The sequence below is a fragment of the Mycobacterium sp. genome (assembly GCF_044223235.1).
Lineage (GTDB): Bacteria > Actinomycetota > Actinomycetes > Mycobacteriales > Mycobacteriaceae > Mycobacterium.
Genome location: NZ_JBGAME010000012.1, coordinates 17,125 through 36,931 on the forward strand (window position 1 = coordinate 17,125; position 19,807 = coordinate 36,931).

A 19,807-nucleotide genomic window follows, 5' to 3' on the forward strand; every position below is an offset into this window, starting at 1 on the left:
GCCTGACTGTCCGATACAAGGAGGACCACGTCGTGGGATCCGCCGACCGTCCGAGCGATTCACCGCCGCGTTTCGCCATCGTCGGCTACGCCGCGCGCTTCCCGGGCGCCCCGGACGCCGAGAGCTTCTGGGACGTACTGAGGGAGGGCCGCGACGCTATCTCCAACGTGCCAACGGACCGCTGGGACGCCGACGAGTTCTTCGACCCCGAACCCGGCACACCCGGCAAGGTGGTCACCCGGCGGGCCGGCTTCGTCGACGACGTGACGGGATTCGACGCACCGTTCTTCGGAATGTCGACGCGCGAGGTCAGGCTGATGGACCCGCAGCACCGGCTCCTGCTCGAGACGGCATGGCGGGCGGTGGAGCATTCCGGCACCGCACCGACCGATCTGGCCGACACCAACACCGGCGTGTTCGTGGGCCTGGCCACCCACGACTACCTGGGCATGGCATCCGACGAGCTGACCTATCCCGAGATCGAGGCCTATATGGCCATTGGCACGTCGAACGCCGCGGGCGCCGGACGGATCAGCTACCGGCTGGGGCTACAGGGGCCGTCGGTCGCCGTCGACACGGCGTGCAGTTCGTCGCTGGTGGCAATCCATCAGGCCTGCCAGGCACTGCGCCTGGGCGAATGTGACCTCGCACTGGCCGGCGGCGCGAACGTGCTGCTCACCCCGGCGACCATGATCACGTTCTCCAGCGCGCACATGCTCGCACCCGACGGCCGGTGCAAGACATTCGACGCGGCGGCCGACGGCTACGTGCGGGGCGAGGGCTGCGGCGTCATCGTCATCAAGCGTCTCGAGGACGCGGTTCGCGACGGTGACACGATCCGTGCCGTGATCCGCGGCAGCGCGGTCAACCAGGACGGCGCATCGGGCGGTTTGACGGTGCCCAACGGCATTGCCCAGCAACGGGTTATCACCGATGCTTTGAAACGCGCCGGTCTGGAGGCCAGCGCCATCGACTACCTGGAGGCGCACGGCACGGGTACCTCGCTGGGTGACCCGATCGAGGCCCAGGCCGCAGGTGCGGTGCTCGGCGCCGGACGTGAACCCGGCCGGCCGCTGTTGATGGGCTCGGTGAAGACGAACATCGGACACCTGGAAGCGGCGGCGGGTATCGCCGGCGTCATCAAGGTCATCCTGTCGCTCGAGAACGAATTGCTGCCGCAGCACCTCAATTTCCGGAATCCGTCGCCCCACATTCCCTGGGATCGGCTTGCGGTGCAGGTCGTCGAAGAGCCCACCGCCTGGGAACGCCGCCCCCGGCCGCGGATAGCCGGCGTCAGCTCCTTCGGGTTCGCCGGGACGAACGCGCACGTCATCCTCGAAGAGGCACCGGAGGTGCCCGAGCGGGCCGCTGCGACCCCCGGCCCGGTCGAGCGGTTCAGCGTCGTGCCCCTTTCGGCGCGTACACCCGCCGCCGTGGTGCAGCTTGCCGACGACTACCGCAACTGGTTGAGCGCGCATCCCGAGGCCACTCTGGCCGACCTGAGCTTCACCGCGGGCGCGGCACGGGCTCACCTCGAGCATCGGGCCGCATTGGTGGTCAACTCCAGAGAAGCCACCATGGACCTGCTCGGCGCGCTCGCGGACGACCGCCCCGCTCCGGGTCTGGTTCGCGCAGAGTCTCACGACACACCCAAGACGGCGTGGCTGTTCACCGGGCAGGGCAGCCAGTACCCCGGCATGGCCAGGGAGCTGTTCGACACCGAACCGGTGTTCGCCGAGACGCTTCGCCGATGCGCGGCCGTGGTAGCCGATGTTCTCGAAAAGCCGTTGCTGGACGTGATCTTCGATATCCAGGCGAGCGAAGCGACGGGAGAAAATACCCAGGCGACGCTGCGTCAGACGTCCTACGCGCAGCCCGCGTTGTTCGCCGTGGAGATGGGCCTGGCCCGGCTCTGGCAGTCGTGGGGCTTCGAGCCGGACGTGGTGGTGGGCCATAGCGTCGGCCAGTACGCGGCGGCGTGTGTTGCGGGCGTGTTGAGTCTCGAGGACGGCGCCCTGCTGATGGCCGAGCGTGGCCGCCTCTTCGGCAGCCTGCCCGCGGGCGGGCGGATGGCCGCAGTGTTCACCGCCGCCGAACGGGCCGAAAACCTGACCGACGAGTTCCCCACCTTGTCGGTGGCCGCCTACAACGGTGCCAACACCGTATTGTCCGGGCTCGCGCCGGATCTGGAGCGTGCGGTGGCTCGGCTGGCGGCCGACGGCGTCCGGTGCGACTGGCTCGACACCAGCCACGCCTTCCACTCGGCACTGCTCGATCCCATCCTCGGCGAGTTCGAGGAGTATGCGGATCGGTTCACTTTCAATACGCCACAGCGGATTCTGATCGACAACCGCACCGGCACCGCGCTCGGGTGGAACGTGAAACTCGACGGCGCGTACTGGCGCCGTCATGCGCGTCAGCCGGTCGAGTTCGCCAAGAGTGTGGCCACCCTGGCCGAGCTGAACTGCAAGGTGTTGATCGAGATCGGCCCGCAACCGGTGCTCACCGCCGCGGCTCTGCGGGCCTGGCCCGACCCGGCCACCGCACCCCGGGCCATCGCGTCGTTGCGCCGCAACACCTCCGACCCCCGGCAGATCATCGAAGCCGTCGCCGACGCCTATGTCTCGGGACACCTTCCCGATTTCGCCGCTTTCCGGCAGGCGCACGCGCGAAAGCTCGACCTGCCCACCTATCCGTTCGAGCATCGCCAGTACTGGTTCTCGGACAACCAGGATCGGGCCGCGAAGCCCCAGCGTGCCGGCGGGGCACGGACGCAGGCGGTTCGCCTGCTCGAGGACGGCCGACTCGAGGAACTCGTGGCCTTGCTCGACGGCGACGAACAGACCCTCAACGTGCTGACCAAGCTTGCGGCACAACATAACCAGGAACGTACGACGCAATCGATCGCAGACGACCGATACGAGTTGCGCTGGGAGAAATCCACGACTGCCGGCTCCGGCGAGGCGGCCGGCTGGATCCTTGTGGGCGACGACACCGAAGCGATCAGGCCGCTGGTCGAGGTGCTGACCGCACGCGGCCAACGGCACCGTTTTGTCGAGTTGCCGGTGTCCGACACCGACACCGACAGGCTCGCCGAGACGCTACGCGCTGCGGCAGCCGAGGATCCGACGCTGCAGATCGTGAACGTCGCGGCGCTGGACTCCGACGGTGCACCGTCGATGCGGTCCCTGTTGCGGATGCAGCACCGAATCTTGGGTGAGACCCGGCGGCTGCTGCGTGCCGCGGCGGCCGCCGAGATACGCAGGCCCATCTGGATCGTGACCCGCGGCGCGCAGCGGGTCGGCGACGCCGACACCGTGTCGCCGGAGCAGAGCTGCCTGTGGGGATTCGGTCGCGCGGCGGCGTTGGAGCTCCCGCAGGTGTGGGGCGGACTGGCCGATCTTGCCACGGGTAGCACCGAGGAATGGTCCCGGTTCGTCGACCATGCGGTGGCCCCACCGCGTGGTGAGGACCAGATCGCGCTGCGCGATGACGCGATCTATGTTCCCCGGCTGGTTCGACGGGCCGGGCCGCCGAGTGCCGCGCCGCTGGAACTGCGCGCCGATGCAACATATTTGGTGTCCGGCGGTCTCGGGTCCATCGGGCTGGAGATCGCCGGATACCTGGCCGCGCACGGCGCCAAGCAGCTGGTGCTGACCAGCCGGCGCGCGCCCGGCGACGCCGCGCAACGGCGCATCGATGCCCTCGGAGAACAGTACGGTTGTGAGGTCCGAACCGTCGCTGCCGATGTCGCCGACGCACACGACGTCGCACGCCTTTTTGCCACCGTGGCGGCCGAGCTTCCGCCGCTGGCCGGCATCGTCCACGCCGCGGGCGAGATCGGCACCACCCCGCTGAGCAACCTGGACGACACCGAAGTGGATCGTGTGTTCGCCGGAAAGGCCTGGGGTGCTTGGCATTTGAGCGAAGCGGCTCTTGACGCGTCACCTCACGCCCTGGATTTCTTCCTCAGCACCTCCTCGATCGCCTCGGTCTGGGGTGGATACGGCCAGACCGCCTACAGCGCGGCCAATGCGTTCCTGGACGGGCTGGCCTGGCGCCTGCGCGAACAGGGCGTCCGCGGAATCAGCGTGAACTTCGGCCCCTGGTCGACGGGCATGGCCGACGCCGAGTCCCGTGCCCGGCTCGAACAGCGCGGGGTCCGGACCTTGTCCCCCTCCGACGCGCTGGCAGGTCTGGCCGATGTCGTGTCGGCCGGGGCGGCCCAGGGTGTGGTAGCCCGGATCGACTGGGCCCGGTTCCTGCCGCTCTACCAACAGGCGGGCCGGCGGGGATTCCTGGCCGAGTTGGAACGCGACGTGCCCGCCGCGGTGTCCGCGCCCGTCACCGCGTCCGGGAAGACCCAGTTGGTCGAACGGCTCACCAATGCGCCGGTGCAGCAACGCAAGAAGCTGCTGACCGATTATCTGCGCGACGCGGTCGCCGAGGTGACCCGGGTGGATCCCGCGGAGATCCGCGAGGATGCGGGTTTCTTCGACCTCGGTATGGATTCGCTGATGGCCGTCGAACTGCGGCGCCGCATGGAACAGGGTGTGGGCAAGGAAATCCCGGTCACCCTGGTGATGGACCACCCGCGGCTGTCCGACGCCGCCGACTACCTCCTCGGTGACGTGCTCGGGCTCAGCGAGCAGAAATCCGGGCCGGCGCCGGCGTCGGTGGTGACGACGCGTACCGACGAACCGATCGCGATCGTCGCGGTGTCGTGCCGTTTCCCCGGTGCGCCCGATCCGGAAGCGTTCTGGGAGGTGCTGTCCGGCGGCGTCGATGCGATCCGAGAGGTTCCGGAGGATCGCTTCGACATCGACGAGTTCTACGACCCGGATCCGGAGACTCCGGGCAAGACGTACACGCGCTTCGGTGGGTTCCTCGACGGCATTGACGGGTTCGATCCCGAGTTCTTCGGCATTTCGCCCCGCGAAGCGGTGTGGATCGAGCCGCAGCAGCGCCTGATCCTCGAAACGGTGTGGGAGGGCTTGGAAAGAGCGGGGTACGGGCCGTCCTCCTTGCGCGGCAGCCGAACCGGCGTCTTCACCGGGGTGGCCGCCAACGAATACGCGCACCTGCTGTCCTCGGAGTCGGTCGACAAGATCGAGCCGTACTTCATCACCGGCAATGCTCTGAATGCGATTTCCGGTCGGGTGGCTTTCGCGCTCGGCCTCGAAGGCCCGGCGGTGGCGGTGGACACCGCATGCAGTTCGGCGTTGGTGGCCGTCCATCAGGCCTGCCTGGCGCTGCATTCCGGTGACTGCGACATGGCATTGGCCGGCGGGGTGAACGTGCTGCTGAGTCCGGTGACGGTGATCGCCGCATCCCGGGCGAGGATGCTCTCCCCCGTTGGACGCTGCAAGACGTTCGACGCCTCGGCCGACGGCTATGTGCGCAGTGAAGGCTGCGGCATCCTGGTGCTCAAGCGGCTCAGCGACGCGCAGCGGGACGGCGACCGGGTGCTGGCGGTCATCTCCGGCAGCGCGGTGAACCAGGACGGTGCGTCCAGTGGCCTGACGGTGCCCAATGGTGGTGCACAGCAACGACTTATCGGGACGGTGCTGGCCCGCGCCGGCTTGACGGGCGCAGACGTCGACTACCTCGAGGCGCACGGCACGGGCACCCCGTTGGGTGATCCGATCGAGGTGCAGGCCGCGGCGGCCGCATACGGCGGTGCGCGTGATGCGGACCGTCCGCTGCTGATGGGATCGGTGAAGACCAACATCGGCCACACCGAGTCGGCGTCCGGCGCCGCGGGTCTGATCAAGGTCGTGCTGTCCCTGCAACACGAACAGCTGCCCGCGAGCCTGCATTTCGAGAACCCGTCGCCGCACATCCCGTGGGACTCGCTTCCGGTTCGCGTGGTGGACAAGGCCACGCCATGGCGCACCAACGGCAGGCCGCGGCGTGCGGGCGTCAGTTCCTTCGGGTTCACCGGGACGAACGCGCATGTGCTGATCGAGGAGGCACCGCCCGTCGTCGCCGAGGAACCGACGGGGCCTTCGGGGTCGTCGGGGTCGCTCGACGTACTTACGTTGTCGGCGCGCTCGCCGGAAGCACTGGTGGCACTGGCGCAGCGCTACGAGTCCTGGTTGGCCGCCCACCCGGATGTCGACATCGCCGAGGTGTGCCTGACCGCCGGAACCGGCCGGTCGCACTTCGAGCACCGGGCAGCGCTGGTGGTGGATTCGGTCGAAGGGGCTCGCCAGGGCATGGCCGAGCTGGCCGAGAACCGACAGCGCCCCGGCGTCCTGCGTGGCGAGCACACCAATCGGCCGACGACGGCCTGGTTGTTCACCGGGCAAGGCAGCCAGTATCCGCGGATGGCCCGCGAATTGTTCGACGCCGAGCCGGTTTTCGCCGAGACTGTGACGCGGTGCGCGGAAGCGGTCGACGACATGCTGCCGCGCCCGCTGCTGGAGGTATTGTTCTCGAACGACCCCGAGGCGGGCCAGGCGGTGCGGCATACGTCGTTTGCGCAGCCGGCACTGTTCGCCGTCGAGATGGGGCTGGCCCGGCTGTGGCAGTCGTGGGGTATCAAGCCCGACGTGGTGCTGGGCCACAGCGTCGGCCAGTACGCGGCTGCCTGTGTGGCCGGAGTGTTCAGCCTCGAGGACGGCGCACGGCTCATGGCCGAGCGAGGCCGGCTGTTCGGCAGCCTGCCCGCCGGCGGCCGGATGGTGGCGGTGTTCACCGACCCCACGCACGTCGAGCAGATCGCCGGTGAGTTTCCGCGGGTGTCCGTCGGCGCCTACAACGGACCCAACACGGTCCTCTCGGGTCCGGGTGAGGATCTCGAGCAGATCGTCGCCCGCTTCGGCGACGAGGCGATCCGCTGCACCTGGCTGGAGACCAGCCACGCCTTCCATTCCGAACTGCTGGATCCGGTGCTCGACGAATTCGAGTCGTACGCCACGCAGTTCACGTTCGCCGCGCCGGCGTTGCCGCTGGTGTGCAACCGCACCGGCGCCGTCCTCACCGGCCAGACCCCGATCGACGCGGGGTACTGGCGGCGGCATTCGCGTCAGCCGGTGCAGTTCACCGAAAGCGTGCGCACCGTGGCGGCGCTGGGCTGCTCGGTGTTGATGGAGATCGGTCCGCAACCGGTGCTGACCGGCGCCGCGGTGCAGGTCTGGCCGGAGCATCTGGCCGCGCCGCGGGCGATCGTCTCGATGCGCAAAGGCGTTGGTGATCGACGTCAGATCGCCGAGGCGCTGGCCGCGGCCTACGTCGGCGGTCACCGGCCCGATTTCGCTGCGCTGCACCCTGCTTCCGGGCGCCGTGTGGAACTGCCTACCTATCCATTCCAGCGTCGACGCTTCTGGCCCAAGTCTTCGGGCATCGCCGTCGACGGCGCTGCGGCGTCCGGAATCCTGGGCAATGCCAAGGATCTTGCCTCGGGTGACTCGGTGTACACCAGCAGGTTGTCGGTCAGATCGCAGCCGTGGCTTTCCGACCACGTCATCTACGGCACCGTCGTGGTGCCCGGGGCGACCTATGCCGCGATGGCGCTGGCAGCCGTCGGTGCGCCGGCGAGCGTCAAGGAAGTGTTCTTCTACGAGCCGATCATCCTGCCCGAGAAGAGCTCCCGTGAGGTGCAGCTGACACTGCATCCGGTCGCAGACGGTGGGCAGCGCTTCCAGGTGCACAGCCGTCCGTACGGTGAGCGGGACGCCGAATGGTCGCTGAATGCCGAAGGCACCGTCGTGACCGGCGTTTCGGACGTGTCGGCGCCCGAGGCGGAACCCGTCGACGCGGTGACCGAGCGGATGGAACGGATGCGTCCGCAGGATCTGTTCGAGACCTTCGCGGACATGGAGCTGGCGTGGGGGCCGAACTGGTCCGGTTCGCTGAAATCATTGTGGCTCTCCGACGGCGAGGCGGTCGGAGACATCAGCGTCGGTGAGGAACTGGCCGAGCAACTGGGAACCGAGCCGATGCATCCGGTGCTGATGGACCTGTGCACCGGGGTGGCCTTCCCGGCGTTCCCGGCACTGCTGGCCGCAGAACAGGGAGTCCACGATCTGTTCCTGCCATTGCGGTACGGGCAGGTGTGGCTGGCCGAGAAGATGCCGCGCCGGTTCTACTGCCGCGCCCGCTGGCACACCAGCGAACTCAACAGCGAGACGCAGGTGTTCGACCTCGACTTCGTCGACCGAAATGGCCGGCTGCTGGGCGGAATCCGCGAGTTCACCGTCAAACGCGCACCCCGGGAGGCGCTGCTGCGCGGCCTCGGCGGCGACGCCACCCGGCTGCTGTACACCCTGGGCTGGCACGAGGTACCGGTCTCTGGGGAGACCGCAACCGTCGACGGCACCTGGCTGGTGTGCGGCTTCGACGAGCTGGCTGCTGCGCTCCCGAGCTGTATCCCGTTCGACCGTGATGCTGGGTTGTTGGGACCCGTGCTCGCGGAGGCGGCCGAACGGGGTGTGCCGTTCGCGGGTGTGGTGTGGCGGGTCTCGGCTTCTGAGGGTGAGGCCGAGCGGTTGGAGTCGGAGATCGCCCAGTTGTTGTCCGCTGTGCACACCGTGCAGGGCGGGCAGGTGAAACTGCCGGGCGGCCTGTGGATCGTCACCGAGCGGGCCGTCGCCACAGAATCGGGCGAGCCCGTCGACCCGGTGCAGGCCGCGCTCTGGGGATTCGGCCGCACCACCATCAATGAGGAACCCGCGCTGCGCTGTCGACTGGTCGACGGCGACGGGTCACCGGAGGCCGTGCAGGCGCTGGCTACGCTGCTGGCCACGCCGGCGGACGAACCGGAACTTGCCGTGCGCCAAGGCAAGCTGCTCGCGTCGCGGTTGTTGCCGTGGGCGCGCAGCGGGCATCTCACGGTGCCGCGCGGCAGTGACTACGTACTGGCGCCCACCGAGCGGGGTGCGATCGACAACCTGCGGCTGACCGAGACGGACGTGCCGGCGCCGGACAAGGGCTACGTGCAGGTGCGGGTGGAGGCCGCGGGCCTCAACTTCCGCGATGTGCTCAACGTGCTGGGCCTCTACCCGGGCGACCCCGGACCGATCGGCGGCGACTTCGCCGGCGTCGTCACCCAATTGGGCGACGGGGTCACCGGACTCGATCTGGGCCAACGGGTCTACGGCTCCATGCAGGGGGCATTTGCCAGCCGGTTCAATGTGCCGGCCCAGTTCCTGGCACCGATCCCGGATGGGATCAGCGCCGTGGAGGCGGCGACGATTCCCGCTGCGGCGCTGACGGTCCGGCTGGCCTTCGACTGGGCGGCGCTGCGGCCGGGCGACAAGGTGCTCATCCACGCCGCCAGCGGGGGTGTCGGGCTGGCGGCGATCCAAATGGTCCAGCGGTGCGGTGCCGAGGTGTTCGCCACCGCAAGCACGTTCAAGCGTGCGACACTGCGACGGCTGGGCGTAAAGTACATCTACGATTCGCGCACAACGGATTTCGCCGATCAGATCTTGGCGGACACCGACGGCGTCGGGGTGGACGTGGTGCTCAACAGCCTGACCAGCGAAGGGTTCATCGAGGCGACGTTGCGGGCCACGGCCGAGGGCGGGCGGTTCGCCGAGATCGCCAAGCGTGACATCTGGACGGTTGAACAGATGGCCGAGGCGCGGCCCGATGTCACCTACGAGATCGTCGCGCTGGACACCGTGATGCTGACCGAGCCCGATCGGATTCGCAATTTGCTCACCGAGGTGTCCGATGGGTTGGGCCGGGGTGAGTGGATGCCGCTGCCCGCCGAGGTGTATCCGCTGACCGAGGCTCGGGCCGCGTTCCGCCGGATGCAGCAGGCGCGGCACATCGGCAAGATCGTTTGTCAGATACCGAATCCGCTGCAGCCACGCGCGGATCGGAGCTATCTGATCACCGGCGGTCTCGGTGCGATCGGTCTGCACACGGCGTCCCACCTGGCCCAACTCGGCGCGGGCGACATCGTGCTGACCAGCAGGCGCGCGCCCGACACGAATGCGCAGCGGGCGATCGACGAGATCACCGAGCGCTCCAAGTGCCGTATCCATGTCTTCACCGCCGACGTGGGCGAGGAGTCCTCGGTGTCGGCGTTGTTGGAGCGGATTCGCGCGGAGTTGCCGCCACTGGCGGGGTTGGTGCATCTGGCCGGTGTGCTCGACGATGCGTTGCTGTCCCAGCAGGATGTGGAACGATTCCGGAAGACCCTGGCGCCCAAGGCCTATGGCGCCATGCATCTGGACCGGCTGACGAAGGACGACGACCTGGACTTCTTCATCGTGTCCTCCTCGGTGTCCAGTCTGTTCGGCTCCCCCGGTCAGTCCAACTACGCGACGGCCAACGCACTGCTCGACGGCCTGGTCGCATCGCGGAGGGCGGCTGGCCTGCCCGCCACCGGCATCAACTTCGGGCCTTGGGGCGAGGGAGGCATGGCGTCGTCGAAGGCAGCGCACGCGAATATCGGTGCGCAGGGCCTGATTCCGCTGGATCCGTCGGGGGCGCTGGGGGCGCTGGCCGAGGTCGTCGCCAACGGCACCGGCCAGGCCACCGTCATCAAGGCCAACTGGGTGCGTGCCGCCAAGGTGCTGGGCACGTCGCGGCCGCCGATCCTCGACCTGGTTCTGCCCAGTGCCGCCGGCGAGGTGACCGGTGACAGCGAGCTGCTCAAGCAGCTGCAGGAGATCCCGCCGGCACAGCGCGCCGGCTTCGTGACCGAGTTCCTGCAGTGCGAAGTGCAGAACTTCCTGCGGCTTGCGCAGCCGCCGGCCGCGACGAGCCGGTTCCTGGACCTGGGTACCGATTCGCTGATGGCGATCGAACTGCGCAACCGGCTGCACAGTCAGTTCGGCGGTGCGTTCACCATCAACGCGACGGCGGTGTTCGACTATCCGACCATCGGCGGGCTGGCCGAGTATCTGGTAGCTCAGCTGCCCGATGCGGTGTCGCAGGCTGTATCGGAGGCCGCGGTGGATTCCGCGGAGGAAGCCTCACTGCCGGGCGAGGACCCCGCCTGACTTCGGCGACATCGGCACCGATCCAGGTCGCGCCAACCAGACTGTGAGGGAAGCCGGACTTGTCGGTTCCCGCAGCCACACTCGTGGCATGGCCGGACGAGTTGATCGAAGAGTTCGAGGACTCGTTCAGCGACGCACGAAACACCCGTAACGTGCACTCCTCTCTGGCTCACGACACGGGAACTGCTCACCACGATGCAGCGACGTATCGATGAGCGCAGGACGTCGACCGCGGGGCGGCCAGTACTACTGACCTGCCGTATCGCCCCCGTTACGGGTGCCGCAGGCGTGGTGCGGGGTTGGGGCGGGAAGGTCAAGTGCCGGGTTGCCGTCGAAGAATCCGCTGGGCTTGAGGTGGAAACCGATGTAGGACACCGGCATGACGGGCCAGTCTTCGGGTCGGGCGACGTGGTGAGCGCCGAAGGTGTACCAAACGACGACATCCTCGTTGACCAGCGGCCGGTCCTGTTGAACCCATTGCGGAAGGCCCGCACCACCGCTGCTTTGATACGGGTAGTCGCCGGCGGCGAACCGTTCGCGTACAGAGTATTTCGTCACCCACAGGTGGTGCCTGATGAAGCCTGCCCTGTTGAGTGCCGGGGCGTCCTGGTGCAGCATCGGGAACGCGTTGTCGCCGGGTAGCAACGCGTAGCCGACGGGTTCTCCGACGTGGTTGCGGCGCTCGTGGTTGATGATCGTCCAAAAGCGGGCAGATCGAGGATCGATGTCGCGTTGCGCTTCGGATTCGCGCGCCAGCGGTGTAGCGGTGACGCGCCAGGCGTTTCCATAGGGGTTCTCGGGGCCCACCGGGTCCGGGTGGCTGTCCACCTCGACGACGGTGTTGCGCTGACCGTCGACCGCCATGTCGAGTCGAGCGTTGAAGAAGTGCTGGTGGTGTGGCGCGTACAGGCCGGGCGCGCATTTCACTCCGTGGCGTGGCTTTTCGTCCGCGCGGTGTGCGCCCATCGACATGATGCCGGTCAGTTTGACCTCGCACTGGATGGTGCCGTCTTGGTAGAAGTACCAAAAGAACCCGTAGTCGTAGTTGGCGATGGTGGCGAAGAACGAGATCGCCAGCCGCCGCGATCGGCGGACCTCGGTCTTCCCGGTCCGGTAGTCGGTGTGCTTCCAGAGCACGCCGTAGTCCTCCTCGTGGATGCAGATGGCATTGTCGACCACCCGAGCCTGCCCGTCGGCATCGGTGAGCGCGGCGCTCAGATAATGCACCTCGCCCAGGCAATCACAGCCCAGTTCCAGACTGTTCACATCCACGCCGAGGCCTTCTTCGCCGCCGTCGAAGGCGCTCTTGTAGACGTGGATCGGGGCGGGGTCTCCGTAGGGCACCACCATCTCCGAAATCGACATCCGGTAGGCGATCGAACGCACGGTCCCACGGTCGTCGTAACTGACGGTGTGCAGCACCAGCCCCTCGCGAGGGGTGAAGCCGACCCGCAAGCACCATTTCTGCCAACGCAGCTCATGCCCGTCGACAGTGAAACCCGGGCCCTGCGGCTGGCTGACCTGCAGTGGTGCAACGTCGGTGCGTGGTCCAGCGAACCGCGGGACATTGCCCTGGACCTGGATTCCCGATTCGGTGTATTCCGCTGGGGTGGAAGGGATATCAACGACACCGTGGTCGATGACCTCGACTACCTCACGCCGGTCGAGGTCCACCACAATGCTGAGCCCTTCGACCGGATGCCCGTAGGCATTCTCCTCGGCGGAGTAGCCGACGAAGGTGAGCGGGCGGCTCAGCCGGCGGGTGGGCGCATCCTGCTCGCCGAGATACGCCGCGGGCCACGCGTCGACCAAGACGTGGGTGAAGTCCTGCACTCCGCGCGTACGCATCGCGGCCTGCCACCGCGGATCCTCTTTGACCAGCCGCTCCACCAGCGCGAAATCCTCCTCGATCCCCGCGGACTGCACCGCAGCGACAGCGTCGAGCACGACCAGCCGACCGTCGGTCAGCGAGACCACGGCCTCGAAAGTCTGGCCAGTCGCGGCGTCACGGACCACCAGGAACGCTCGGCGGTCGACCTGCTCATCGTCCGACAACTCGAGAATCAGTTGCTTGGGAGGTTCCTCAACTTCGATGCTGACAAAACGGGGGCGAGCGACTTCGGGCGCATCACGTCGGAAGATCCGAGCCGCGGCTTCGATCTCTTCACCCGTCAACGGATCCAAGGGATGCCGTCGCGAAGCCGTCACGGCCGTCCCGGCGGCGTTCATGCGCTGTCCCTCCACATCTTTCGGTTCAACCGTAACGATCGGCCTCCGCACGACGCACACCCACCCGCGCCCGGATCGGGCCACCGGCAACCAGGGTGAACGGCACCGCCATCGGGAAATCCGGTTCGACGGACCGAATGTCGACCTTCCGGATGACGCTGGCAAGCGCAAGGGTGGCTTCCAGCATGGCGAAGTGGTCGCCGATGCACGAGCGCGGTCCCGCGCCGAACGGCAGATAGTGCCAACGGTCGCGGTTCTTGGCGTTCTGCGGGCTGAAGCGGTCGGGGTCGAACTCCAGCGGCCGCTCCCACAGCGCCGGGTCACGGTGCAGCGCGTAGATGCCGACGCCCAGCAACGTGCCTGCCTCGACACGATAGCCGTCGACCACGATGTCCTGCGTCGCCGCCCGTCCGACACTCGCGGCGGGCGGGCACAGCCGCAGCGCTTCGTGTAACACCTGGACCGTGTAGCCCAGCCGGGGGATGTCCTCGGGTGTCGGCTCCCGATCGCCGAGCTGGGCGACTTCGTCATACACGCGGTCCTGGATGTCACTGCGGCGGCCCAAGGCCCACAAGGTGTACGCCAGCGTCGTGGCCGTGGTGTCGTGGCCGGCGAACATGAACGCGGTCAGGTCGTTGCGGATCTCGTCGTCGGACAGTGCACGCCCGGTGTCGGGATCGGTGGCCTCGATGAGGGCACGCACGAGTGGCGCCTCCCGGCCGGGGTCTGCGCGGCAGGCCTGCAGGATCTCGTCGGCGATGCGATGGACGGTGTCGCTGGCGGCGACGGCCCGGCGACGGGCCGGGGTGGGTAGCCATTTCGGGGCGCGCACCGGCCGCAGCGACCGGTCGGCCACGTAGCGCAAGGAGACGGTCAGCGGTTCGGCGATGGCGTCGACCTGTTCGTCGAGGTCAAGCCCGAGCACCGCGCGGCCCAGCGCCCGCAGCGTCAGCTTGCGACATTCCGCATCCAGATCGACCACGGCGCCATCACGCCAGGTGCCGGTCACCGAGTCGGCGGCCTGCGCCATGTGGCCGGCGAAAGCGTGGACGCGCTGTTTGGTGAACACCGGCTGGAGAGCGCGACGGCGCGGCAGCCAGGGCTGATAGGGTAGATTGAACAGGTTGGGGCCCAGCAGGTCTCGTTGTTCCCGGTGCACAAGGGACTTCTCGGTGTGCGTCCCGCTACCCAGCACATCGCGCATACCTTGCGGGGACGTCACGACGACGACCGGCTGCATGAGCCATTTCGGGGCGAGCCGCAGTCGCGTCACCGGACCGCCCGCGTCACGCAGCACCTCGAGCCCGGTATGAAAAGCCCTAAGCGCCTTGACTTGTCTGCGGTACGGCAACGGGTTCAGCGGCGCCAGTGGCCGCGCCCTCACGTCGACGTTCTCGGTTCTCACGTCCACGGTGCGACCCCCTTCGTCCCCGGGACCCGAACCGGGGCTGTATCGAGGTTCGCACGCGAACGCGGCGGCGTATAGCGTAGGCCACTACTCGATTTTCGCTTGGCAGCGTGCGGGCGGTCAATCGGTCAAGCCGGATAGGTCGACGACCGCCCCGTGTTGGCCCACTGCGTTTCTCAGATCGGTTCCCAGATCATCCCGACTGGAAGGGTCGATCCGAACGGCGTACGTGCGTCACCGCGTTGCGTGCGCGGGCTCCTTATTCGTTGAAACGTCACGGTTTCCCGCTCGGGTACCGACGGCGGTCAGTGCACAACCGATGATGACCAGACCACCCAATACCGTTGGCCAGGTCAGTTGTTCGTGAAGTAGCACGGTCACCCAGTAGATGGTCATGACTGGCTGAACGAGCTGGGTTTGGCTGACTTGTGCCATCGGGCCGAGCGCAAGACCGCGGTACCAGGCGAAGAACCCGAGGAACATCCAGACCGCCGCCCGACGTCATGCACCTCGGGCGTACGGCAGCAGTTTCTCGCTGAGCGGCACGACGTACGGCAGTCGCTGTTCGCTGAAGTACTCCGCTTTGCGTCGGCGCAGCATTCTGTCGCCGTCAGCGACCCAGTCAAAATGCTTTCGCCTCAACAGTTTCCGAGAAATCTCGTTCACATTCTCGGGGTTACGCTCGGCGAGCCGCTCGAACACCAATGGCGACACCGACGGATCGTCAAGGTAGTCCCTTATGCGTTGCCGGACAGCCGGGTCACGAAGCTGATCCGGATCGGTGAAAACTCGTTCGATCGACCCGAAACCCGCATACAGCCCAGACCGTCGACTTCGTCGTGGATGATCGCAACCAAGTCAGAGCTAACCAGATCAGACGAATACTCGACGTTGATCGCCACCGTCTCGGACTGGCTGCGCTGACCGCGGCCGCGCTGACCGCCAGTAGCGTCGACCTGACCCGCCGCGCGGTCGCGGTCCGCCAACAGCGCGCAGCGCCGCTGGCGGCTTTCCCGCCTGGTGCGCGTTCGCCACTGCGTTGTCAACGCATATCTGGTGGATCAACCGGCATTGATGCATTCCCTCATCCACCACCATCGGCCGGGTGCTTCGCACCTTCTCAGATCCGCGACAGTTCTCGGCGAAGTCCCTCCACACCCTTGTCGAGCAGATTGGCCACCGCCAGACGCAACAGCGGTTCGGCCCACCGCAGCCATCCCCGGAAGGCGAACCTCACACAATATGTGATCAGCGAACCCTCGGGGTGGGCGGCGACGGTGATGGTGTCATGGGCGATGACCGAAGCGTTCTCGCCGCGCAGTTCGATCGAATGGCCCGGTGTCAGGCCCGTGACCACGTAGACAAGGTCACTCGTTCGACCCGCGAACCGGGACGTGTTGGCGTAGCGGGTTCCCACACCGCCGTCACCAGCGATGCGGACGGTCCTGACCGTCCCGGGGTCCCACTGCTCGGTCGTGGTGAAGTCGGCCAAGTACGCGAACACGGCGTCCGGTCTCGAATCGGTGGTCAGCTCACGCTGCATCGTGATCATGTGCACTCCTTGCGCGGGGAATCTGGCACGCGCCCGGTGTCGCTCGTGTCGCCGGCCACGGCTGGGTGACGGAGCGGTCTGCGGTGCGTGGCGGCAACGGCGATGTTGTTGACCATGCCGGTGAAGATGATGCCGTGAAACGGCAGTAGTGCATACCAATAGAGCTGTCCAGCAAGGCCTTTCGGAAAGAAGATCGCACGCTGGTGCAGACGGGTGATGTCCGTGTGGCGTGATTCGAGTCGCCATTCCAGCCAGGCGCCACCGGGGGTGCGCATCTCGGCGCGCAGCCTCAATAGGCGCGGGCGCTCGATGCGTTCGACGCGCCAGAAGTCGAGGGCGTCACCGGTGTGCAGGAGGTGGGGGTTTCGGCGGCCCCGAGCCAGGCCGACACCCCCGGTGAGTCGGTCCAGCCAACCGCGGATCGTCCAGGCAAGCGGAAATGAGTACCAACCATTCTCTCCGCCAACACCTTCGACGACCTGCCATACCTGCTCAACGGTGGCGTTGCAGTCGATGCTGCGGTCGTCGGTGTAGATGACTTCACCGGCCCAGCTGGGATCAGACGGCAGCGGGTCGGCGGGGGCTGCGGTCGCGGAGGCGTTGGCCCAGGTGGTTTCCACCTCGCCGTCCTCGATGCGGCGCAACGCGAGCGCGACGGCATCCCGATATCGGGTCGCCCCTGCCGGTGGCGGCGCGATCATCGCGTCGATATCGTGCTCGGCGACCACGGCGTCGGTGCTGAGGGATTCGATGAGGGCGCGGCCGATGCGGGGCGGTACCGGGGTCACCAGTCCGATCCACAGCCCGGCGAGTTTCGGTGTGAGAACAGGCAGTACCAGAATTCTGCGCCGGGCCAGACCGGCGACATCGGCGTAGATCTGCATCATCTCGCCGTAGCGCAGCACATCAGGGCCGCCGATATCGTAGGCGCGGCTGTGCGGCAGCGCCGCGGTTGCGGCGGCGAGCAGGTAGTAGAGCACGTCGCGGATGGCGATGGGCTGGATGCGATTGTTGACCCAGCGTGGTGTCGTCATCACCGGCAGCCGGTTGGTCAGATGCCGGATCATCTCGAAGGACGCCGAACCGGAACCGATCACCACCCCGGCCTGCAGCACAACCGTCGGGACGCCGGAGTTCAGCAGAATTTCCCCGACCTGGCTGCGTGATCGCAGGTGCGTCGAGAGCCGATCCGATTCCGCATGCAGGCCACCGAGGTAGACGATGCGCCCGACGCCGGCGCGCCGTGCAGCGGCGGCGAGGTTTTCTGCGCTGTGGCGCTCGGATTCGATGAATTCTTCGGGGCCGCCCATCGAGTGCACCAGATAGTAGATGACGTCGATGTCGCGGCAGGCGTCATCGAGTGATCCCGGGTCGGTGAGATCACCGCGAACGACTTCCACGTCGGCGGCCCACGGAACATCGCTGATTTTGTCGGGATTGCGGGCCAGTGCCCTGACCCGGTGACCGGCTTCGACTAGACGTGGGGCAAGGCGGCCACCGATGTATCCGGTGGCGCCGGTCACCAGCACGTGCAGCGACGGGTCGGGACGCGCGGGCCAGGCGAATACCTGCTCGCAAGCCGCGTCCACCGCACTGCTGTGCACTACTGCCACAACACCTCCCCGCGGGATCGTCCCTCTTTACTTATTCGGAGCATCCCGGCCGGCGGATGGGTCACACCCGAGAAATTCTCGGCGTACCGCCCACTCGCCGATCCCGGCATGCAGCGGGCGTGCGCAGCCCGCCAACAGCAGGACGCAAGATGGACAGATGCCCACCCTGCCGTGGTTTCGTCGCGATTTGAGGTTGGGGGATCTGCCCTCCTGCTGGCAGCCGCCGACGTCGATCGCCAGGTGCTCGGCCGGTTCGTAATCAGAGCCGAGCGGCTGGAGGCCTGCCGGCGCGATCTTGCCGAATCCAGCCGCCATCGCGGTAAATGGGCCCATCAGCGGCCTCGGCGCTCACCGCGGCGCCCCGTCGCCGTCGGTCTCGGCGAACGCGGCTGCGGCGTTCACGCCGATCACCGCCAATAGGTTCGCCACTTTGCGGTCGAGTTCGAGACCGACGTCGGTGACGGCGGGATCGTCGAGGCTGGCGAACAGGGTGCTGGGTTGATCGAGGGTGAAGATAGCGTCTCCGCGGGCGTCGCCGTGGATGAGGATGCGTAGCGGTGCGTATAGCAGGGCCAGGGAGGAGTGGCGAAACATCTGCTCGGCGATGACGTGATTGCCGACTAGGTACTCCACCGCCGGGGTGTAACGGCCGGCGGCCGACATCAGCGGGGCGGCGTCGATGGAGGAGAACACCATCAGCTCGTGGGGTGCGTTGGCCGCGACCGCGGCGCGAACGTCGTCCCAGGTCCCGCCGCCGGCGGTGATGTCGTGCACCGCTTGACTGTCGAACACCGGCGCCGCGGCTTCGAAGGCGGCTCGAAACTCATCGAAGGGCTTCGCGGTGGCGATGTCGAGGCGGACGACGCGGTGCGGCGTGCGGGTGGTTGACGCGGACATGAGGCTCCTTCGGGTGTGCGGTGGCGGTGCGTGTCGGGCGACCTTTCAGCGAAGGGCTTGCCAATCGCGGGGCACCGCCCCGGGCCGGACCAGGGGCTGGTTGGGTGACTCGCCTGCTCGACCTCCTCACATGTGTGAATTCCGTTGTTGTCGACGCTATTCCCGCAGACAGTCAGGGATGGTGGCCCTGGTGGGACCAGGAAAATCACGGCATGGCTGGTGGGGCTCGATCCGGAATTCGAGGCACGGTTGCTGCGCTCACGGTGAACACATGTGCCCACCGAGGAGGAGCGTCATGAGCACCAACATCGAGCCACGAACAACAACCATCGACGGACTGTCGGTCCGGTTCGCGACGGGTGGCAGCGGTCCCCGGCAGGCGATGCTGCTCAGCCCCTGGCCCGAAAGTGTGTTCGCGTTCGAGCAGGCGTGGCCTCGGCTCGCCGGGGAAGCGCGTCTCGTTGCGATCGACCTACCCGGATTCGGCGGATCGGAGCGTCGCGCCGACCTCATGAATCCGAAGGCGATGGGCGACTTCATCATCCGCATGGCCGACGCATTCGACCTCGAGCAGCCGCATGTGGTGGCGCCCGACGTCGGTACATCGGCAACGCTGTTTGCGGCGTCGGCCCGTCCGGATCGGTTCGCCAGCCTGGTGATCGGCACGGGCGGCGCCGCGGTTCCCATCACGCTGGGCAGCCCGCTGAAGGACTGGGTCGAGGCGACCGACGTGGAGCCTTATCGGCAGATCGGTGGGCGCACGATCGTCGATATCGCGCTGGACACCATCGCTGGTTACCGTCCGTCACAGCGCATTCGCGACGACTACATCGCCAGCTACGACGGGCACAAGTTCGCCGACTCCATCGCCTACGTTCAGGCCTATCCGGAACAACTTCCGATTCTCGGCTCGCTGCTACCGGGAATCACCACACCGGTGCGAGTGGTACAGGGCAGCGAAGACCAGGTCGTGCCCTCGGTGAACGCGACCTATCTCAGAGATCGGCTGCCCAACAGCAACGTTGACTTCATCGACGGCGGCGGGCACTTCATCTGGGAAGAACGGCCCGACGAGTATGCAGCACTGGTCGTCGACTGGTGGAACCACACCGCTGCGAACGCGGCCAGCCGGTAATCGGAAAGGGAT

The 19,807-nt window shown here is 67.2% G+C and carries 9 protein-coding genes; 3 read left to right on the forward strand and 6 right to left on the reverse strand.

Annotated elements, in window-relative coordinates; genetic code table 11:
* Positions 1-32: 32 nt before the first annotated feature.
* Positions 33-10,961, forward strand: coding sequence for an SDR family NAD(P)-dependent oxidoreductase (locus ADBZ6K_RS15755; RefSeq protein WP_526348282.1), 10,929 nt, complete (start codon positions 33-35; stop codon positions 10,959-10,961).
* A 246-nt stretch (positions 10,962-11,207) separates the two neighbouring features.
* Here ADBZ6K_RS15755 and ADBZ6K_RS15760 read toward each other — a convergent pair whose 3' ends face one another.
* The 3 genes from ADBZ6K_RS15760 to ADBZ6K_RS15770 all read right to left on the reverse strand — a co-directional run bounded on the left by ADBZ6K_RS15760 (position 11,208) and on the right by ADBZ6K_RS15770 (position 15,081).
* Positions 11,208-13,190: a primary-amine oxidase gene (locus tag ADBZ6K_RS15760; protein WP_526348284.1), complete on the reverse strand. Its 1,983-nt coding sequence runs from the start codon at positions 13,188-13,190 to the stop codon at positions 11,208-11,210.
* Positions 13,191-13,215: 25 nt separating this feature from the next.
* Positions 13,216-14,601: a cytochrome P450 gene (locus tag ADBZ6K_RS15765; RefSeq protein ID WP_526348286.1), complete on the reverse strand. Its 1,386-nt coding sequence runs from the start codon at positions 14,599-14,601 to the stop codon at positions 13,216-13,218.
* Positions 14,602-14,832: 231 nt separating this feature from the next.
* Positions 14,833-15,081, reverse strand: coding sequence for an EamA family transporter (locus ADBZ6K_RS15770; protein ID WP_526348288.1), 249 nt, complete (start codon positions 15,079-15,081; stop codon positions 14,833-14,835).
* On the opposite strand from ADBZ6K_RS15770, the gene ADBZ6K_RS15775 reads away from it, so the two are divergent.
* Positions 15,016-15,522, forward strand: a complete 507-nt coding sequence (locus ADBZ6K_RS15775; RefSeq protein WP_526348466.1) for a hypothetical protein — start codon at positions 15,016-15,018, stop codon at positions 15,520-15,522. The two genes, ADBZ6K_RS15770 and ADBZ6K_RS15775, sit on opposite strands and share 66 nt — an antisense overlap.
* A 196-nt stretch (positions 15,523-15,718) precedes the next feature.
* Here the strand turns inward: ADBZ6K_RS15775 and ADBZ6K_RS15780 are convergent, their stop codons facing one another.
* From ADBZ6K_RS15780 to ADBZ6K_RS15790, 3 genes are all read right to left on the reverse strand, one after another.
* Positions 15,719-16,150, reverse strand: coding sequence for an SRPBCC family protein (locus ADBZ6K_RS15780; RefSeq protein WP_526348290.1), 432 nt, complete (start codon positions 16,148-16,150; stop codon positions 15,719-15,721).
* Entirely contained in the window at positions 16,147-17,679 is a 1,533-nt protein-coding gene (locus ADBZ6K_RS15785; protein WP_526348454.1) for a DUF2867 domain-containing protein, read from the reverse strand. Before ADBZ6K_RS15785 ends, ADBZ6K_RS15780 begins: the two co-directional genes overlap by 4 nt.
* A gap of 432 nt (positions 17,680-18,111) precedes the next feature.
* Positions 18,112-18,660, reverse strand: coding sequence for a DUF302 domain-containing protein (locus ADBZ6K_RS15790; protein ID WP_526348292.1), 549 nt, complete (start codon positions 18,658-18,660; stop codon positions 18,112-18,114).
* Positions 18,661-18,955: 295 nt separating this feature from the next.
* Here ADBZ6K_RS15790 and ADBZ6K_RS15795 point away from each other — a divergent pair, with 295 nt between their 5' ends.
* Positions 18,956-19,795 (forward strand): alpha/beta fold hydrolase, encoded by an 840-nt coding sequence (locus tag ADBZ6K_RS15795; protein WP_526348294.1) that lies wholly within the window; start codon positions 18,956-18,958, stop codon positions 19,793-19,795.
* Positions 19,796-19,807 lie beyond the last annotated feature (12 nt).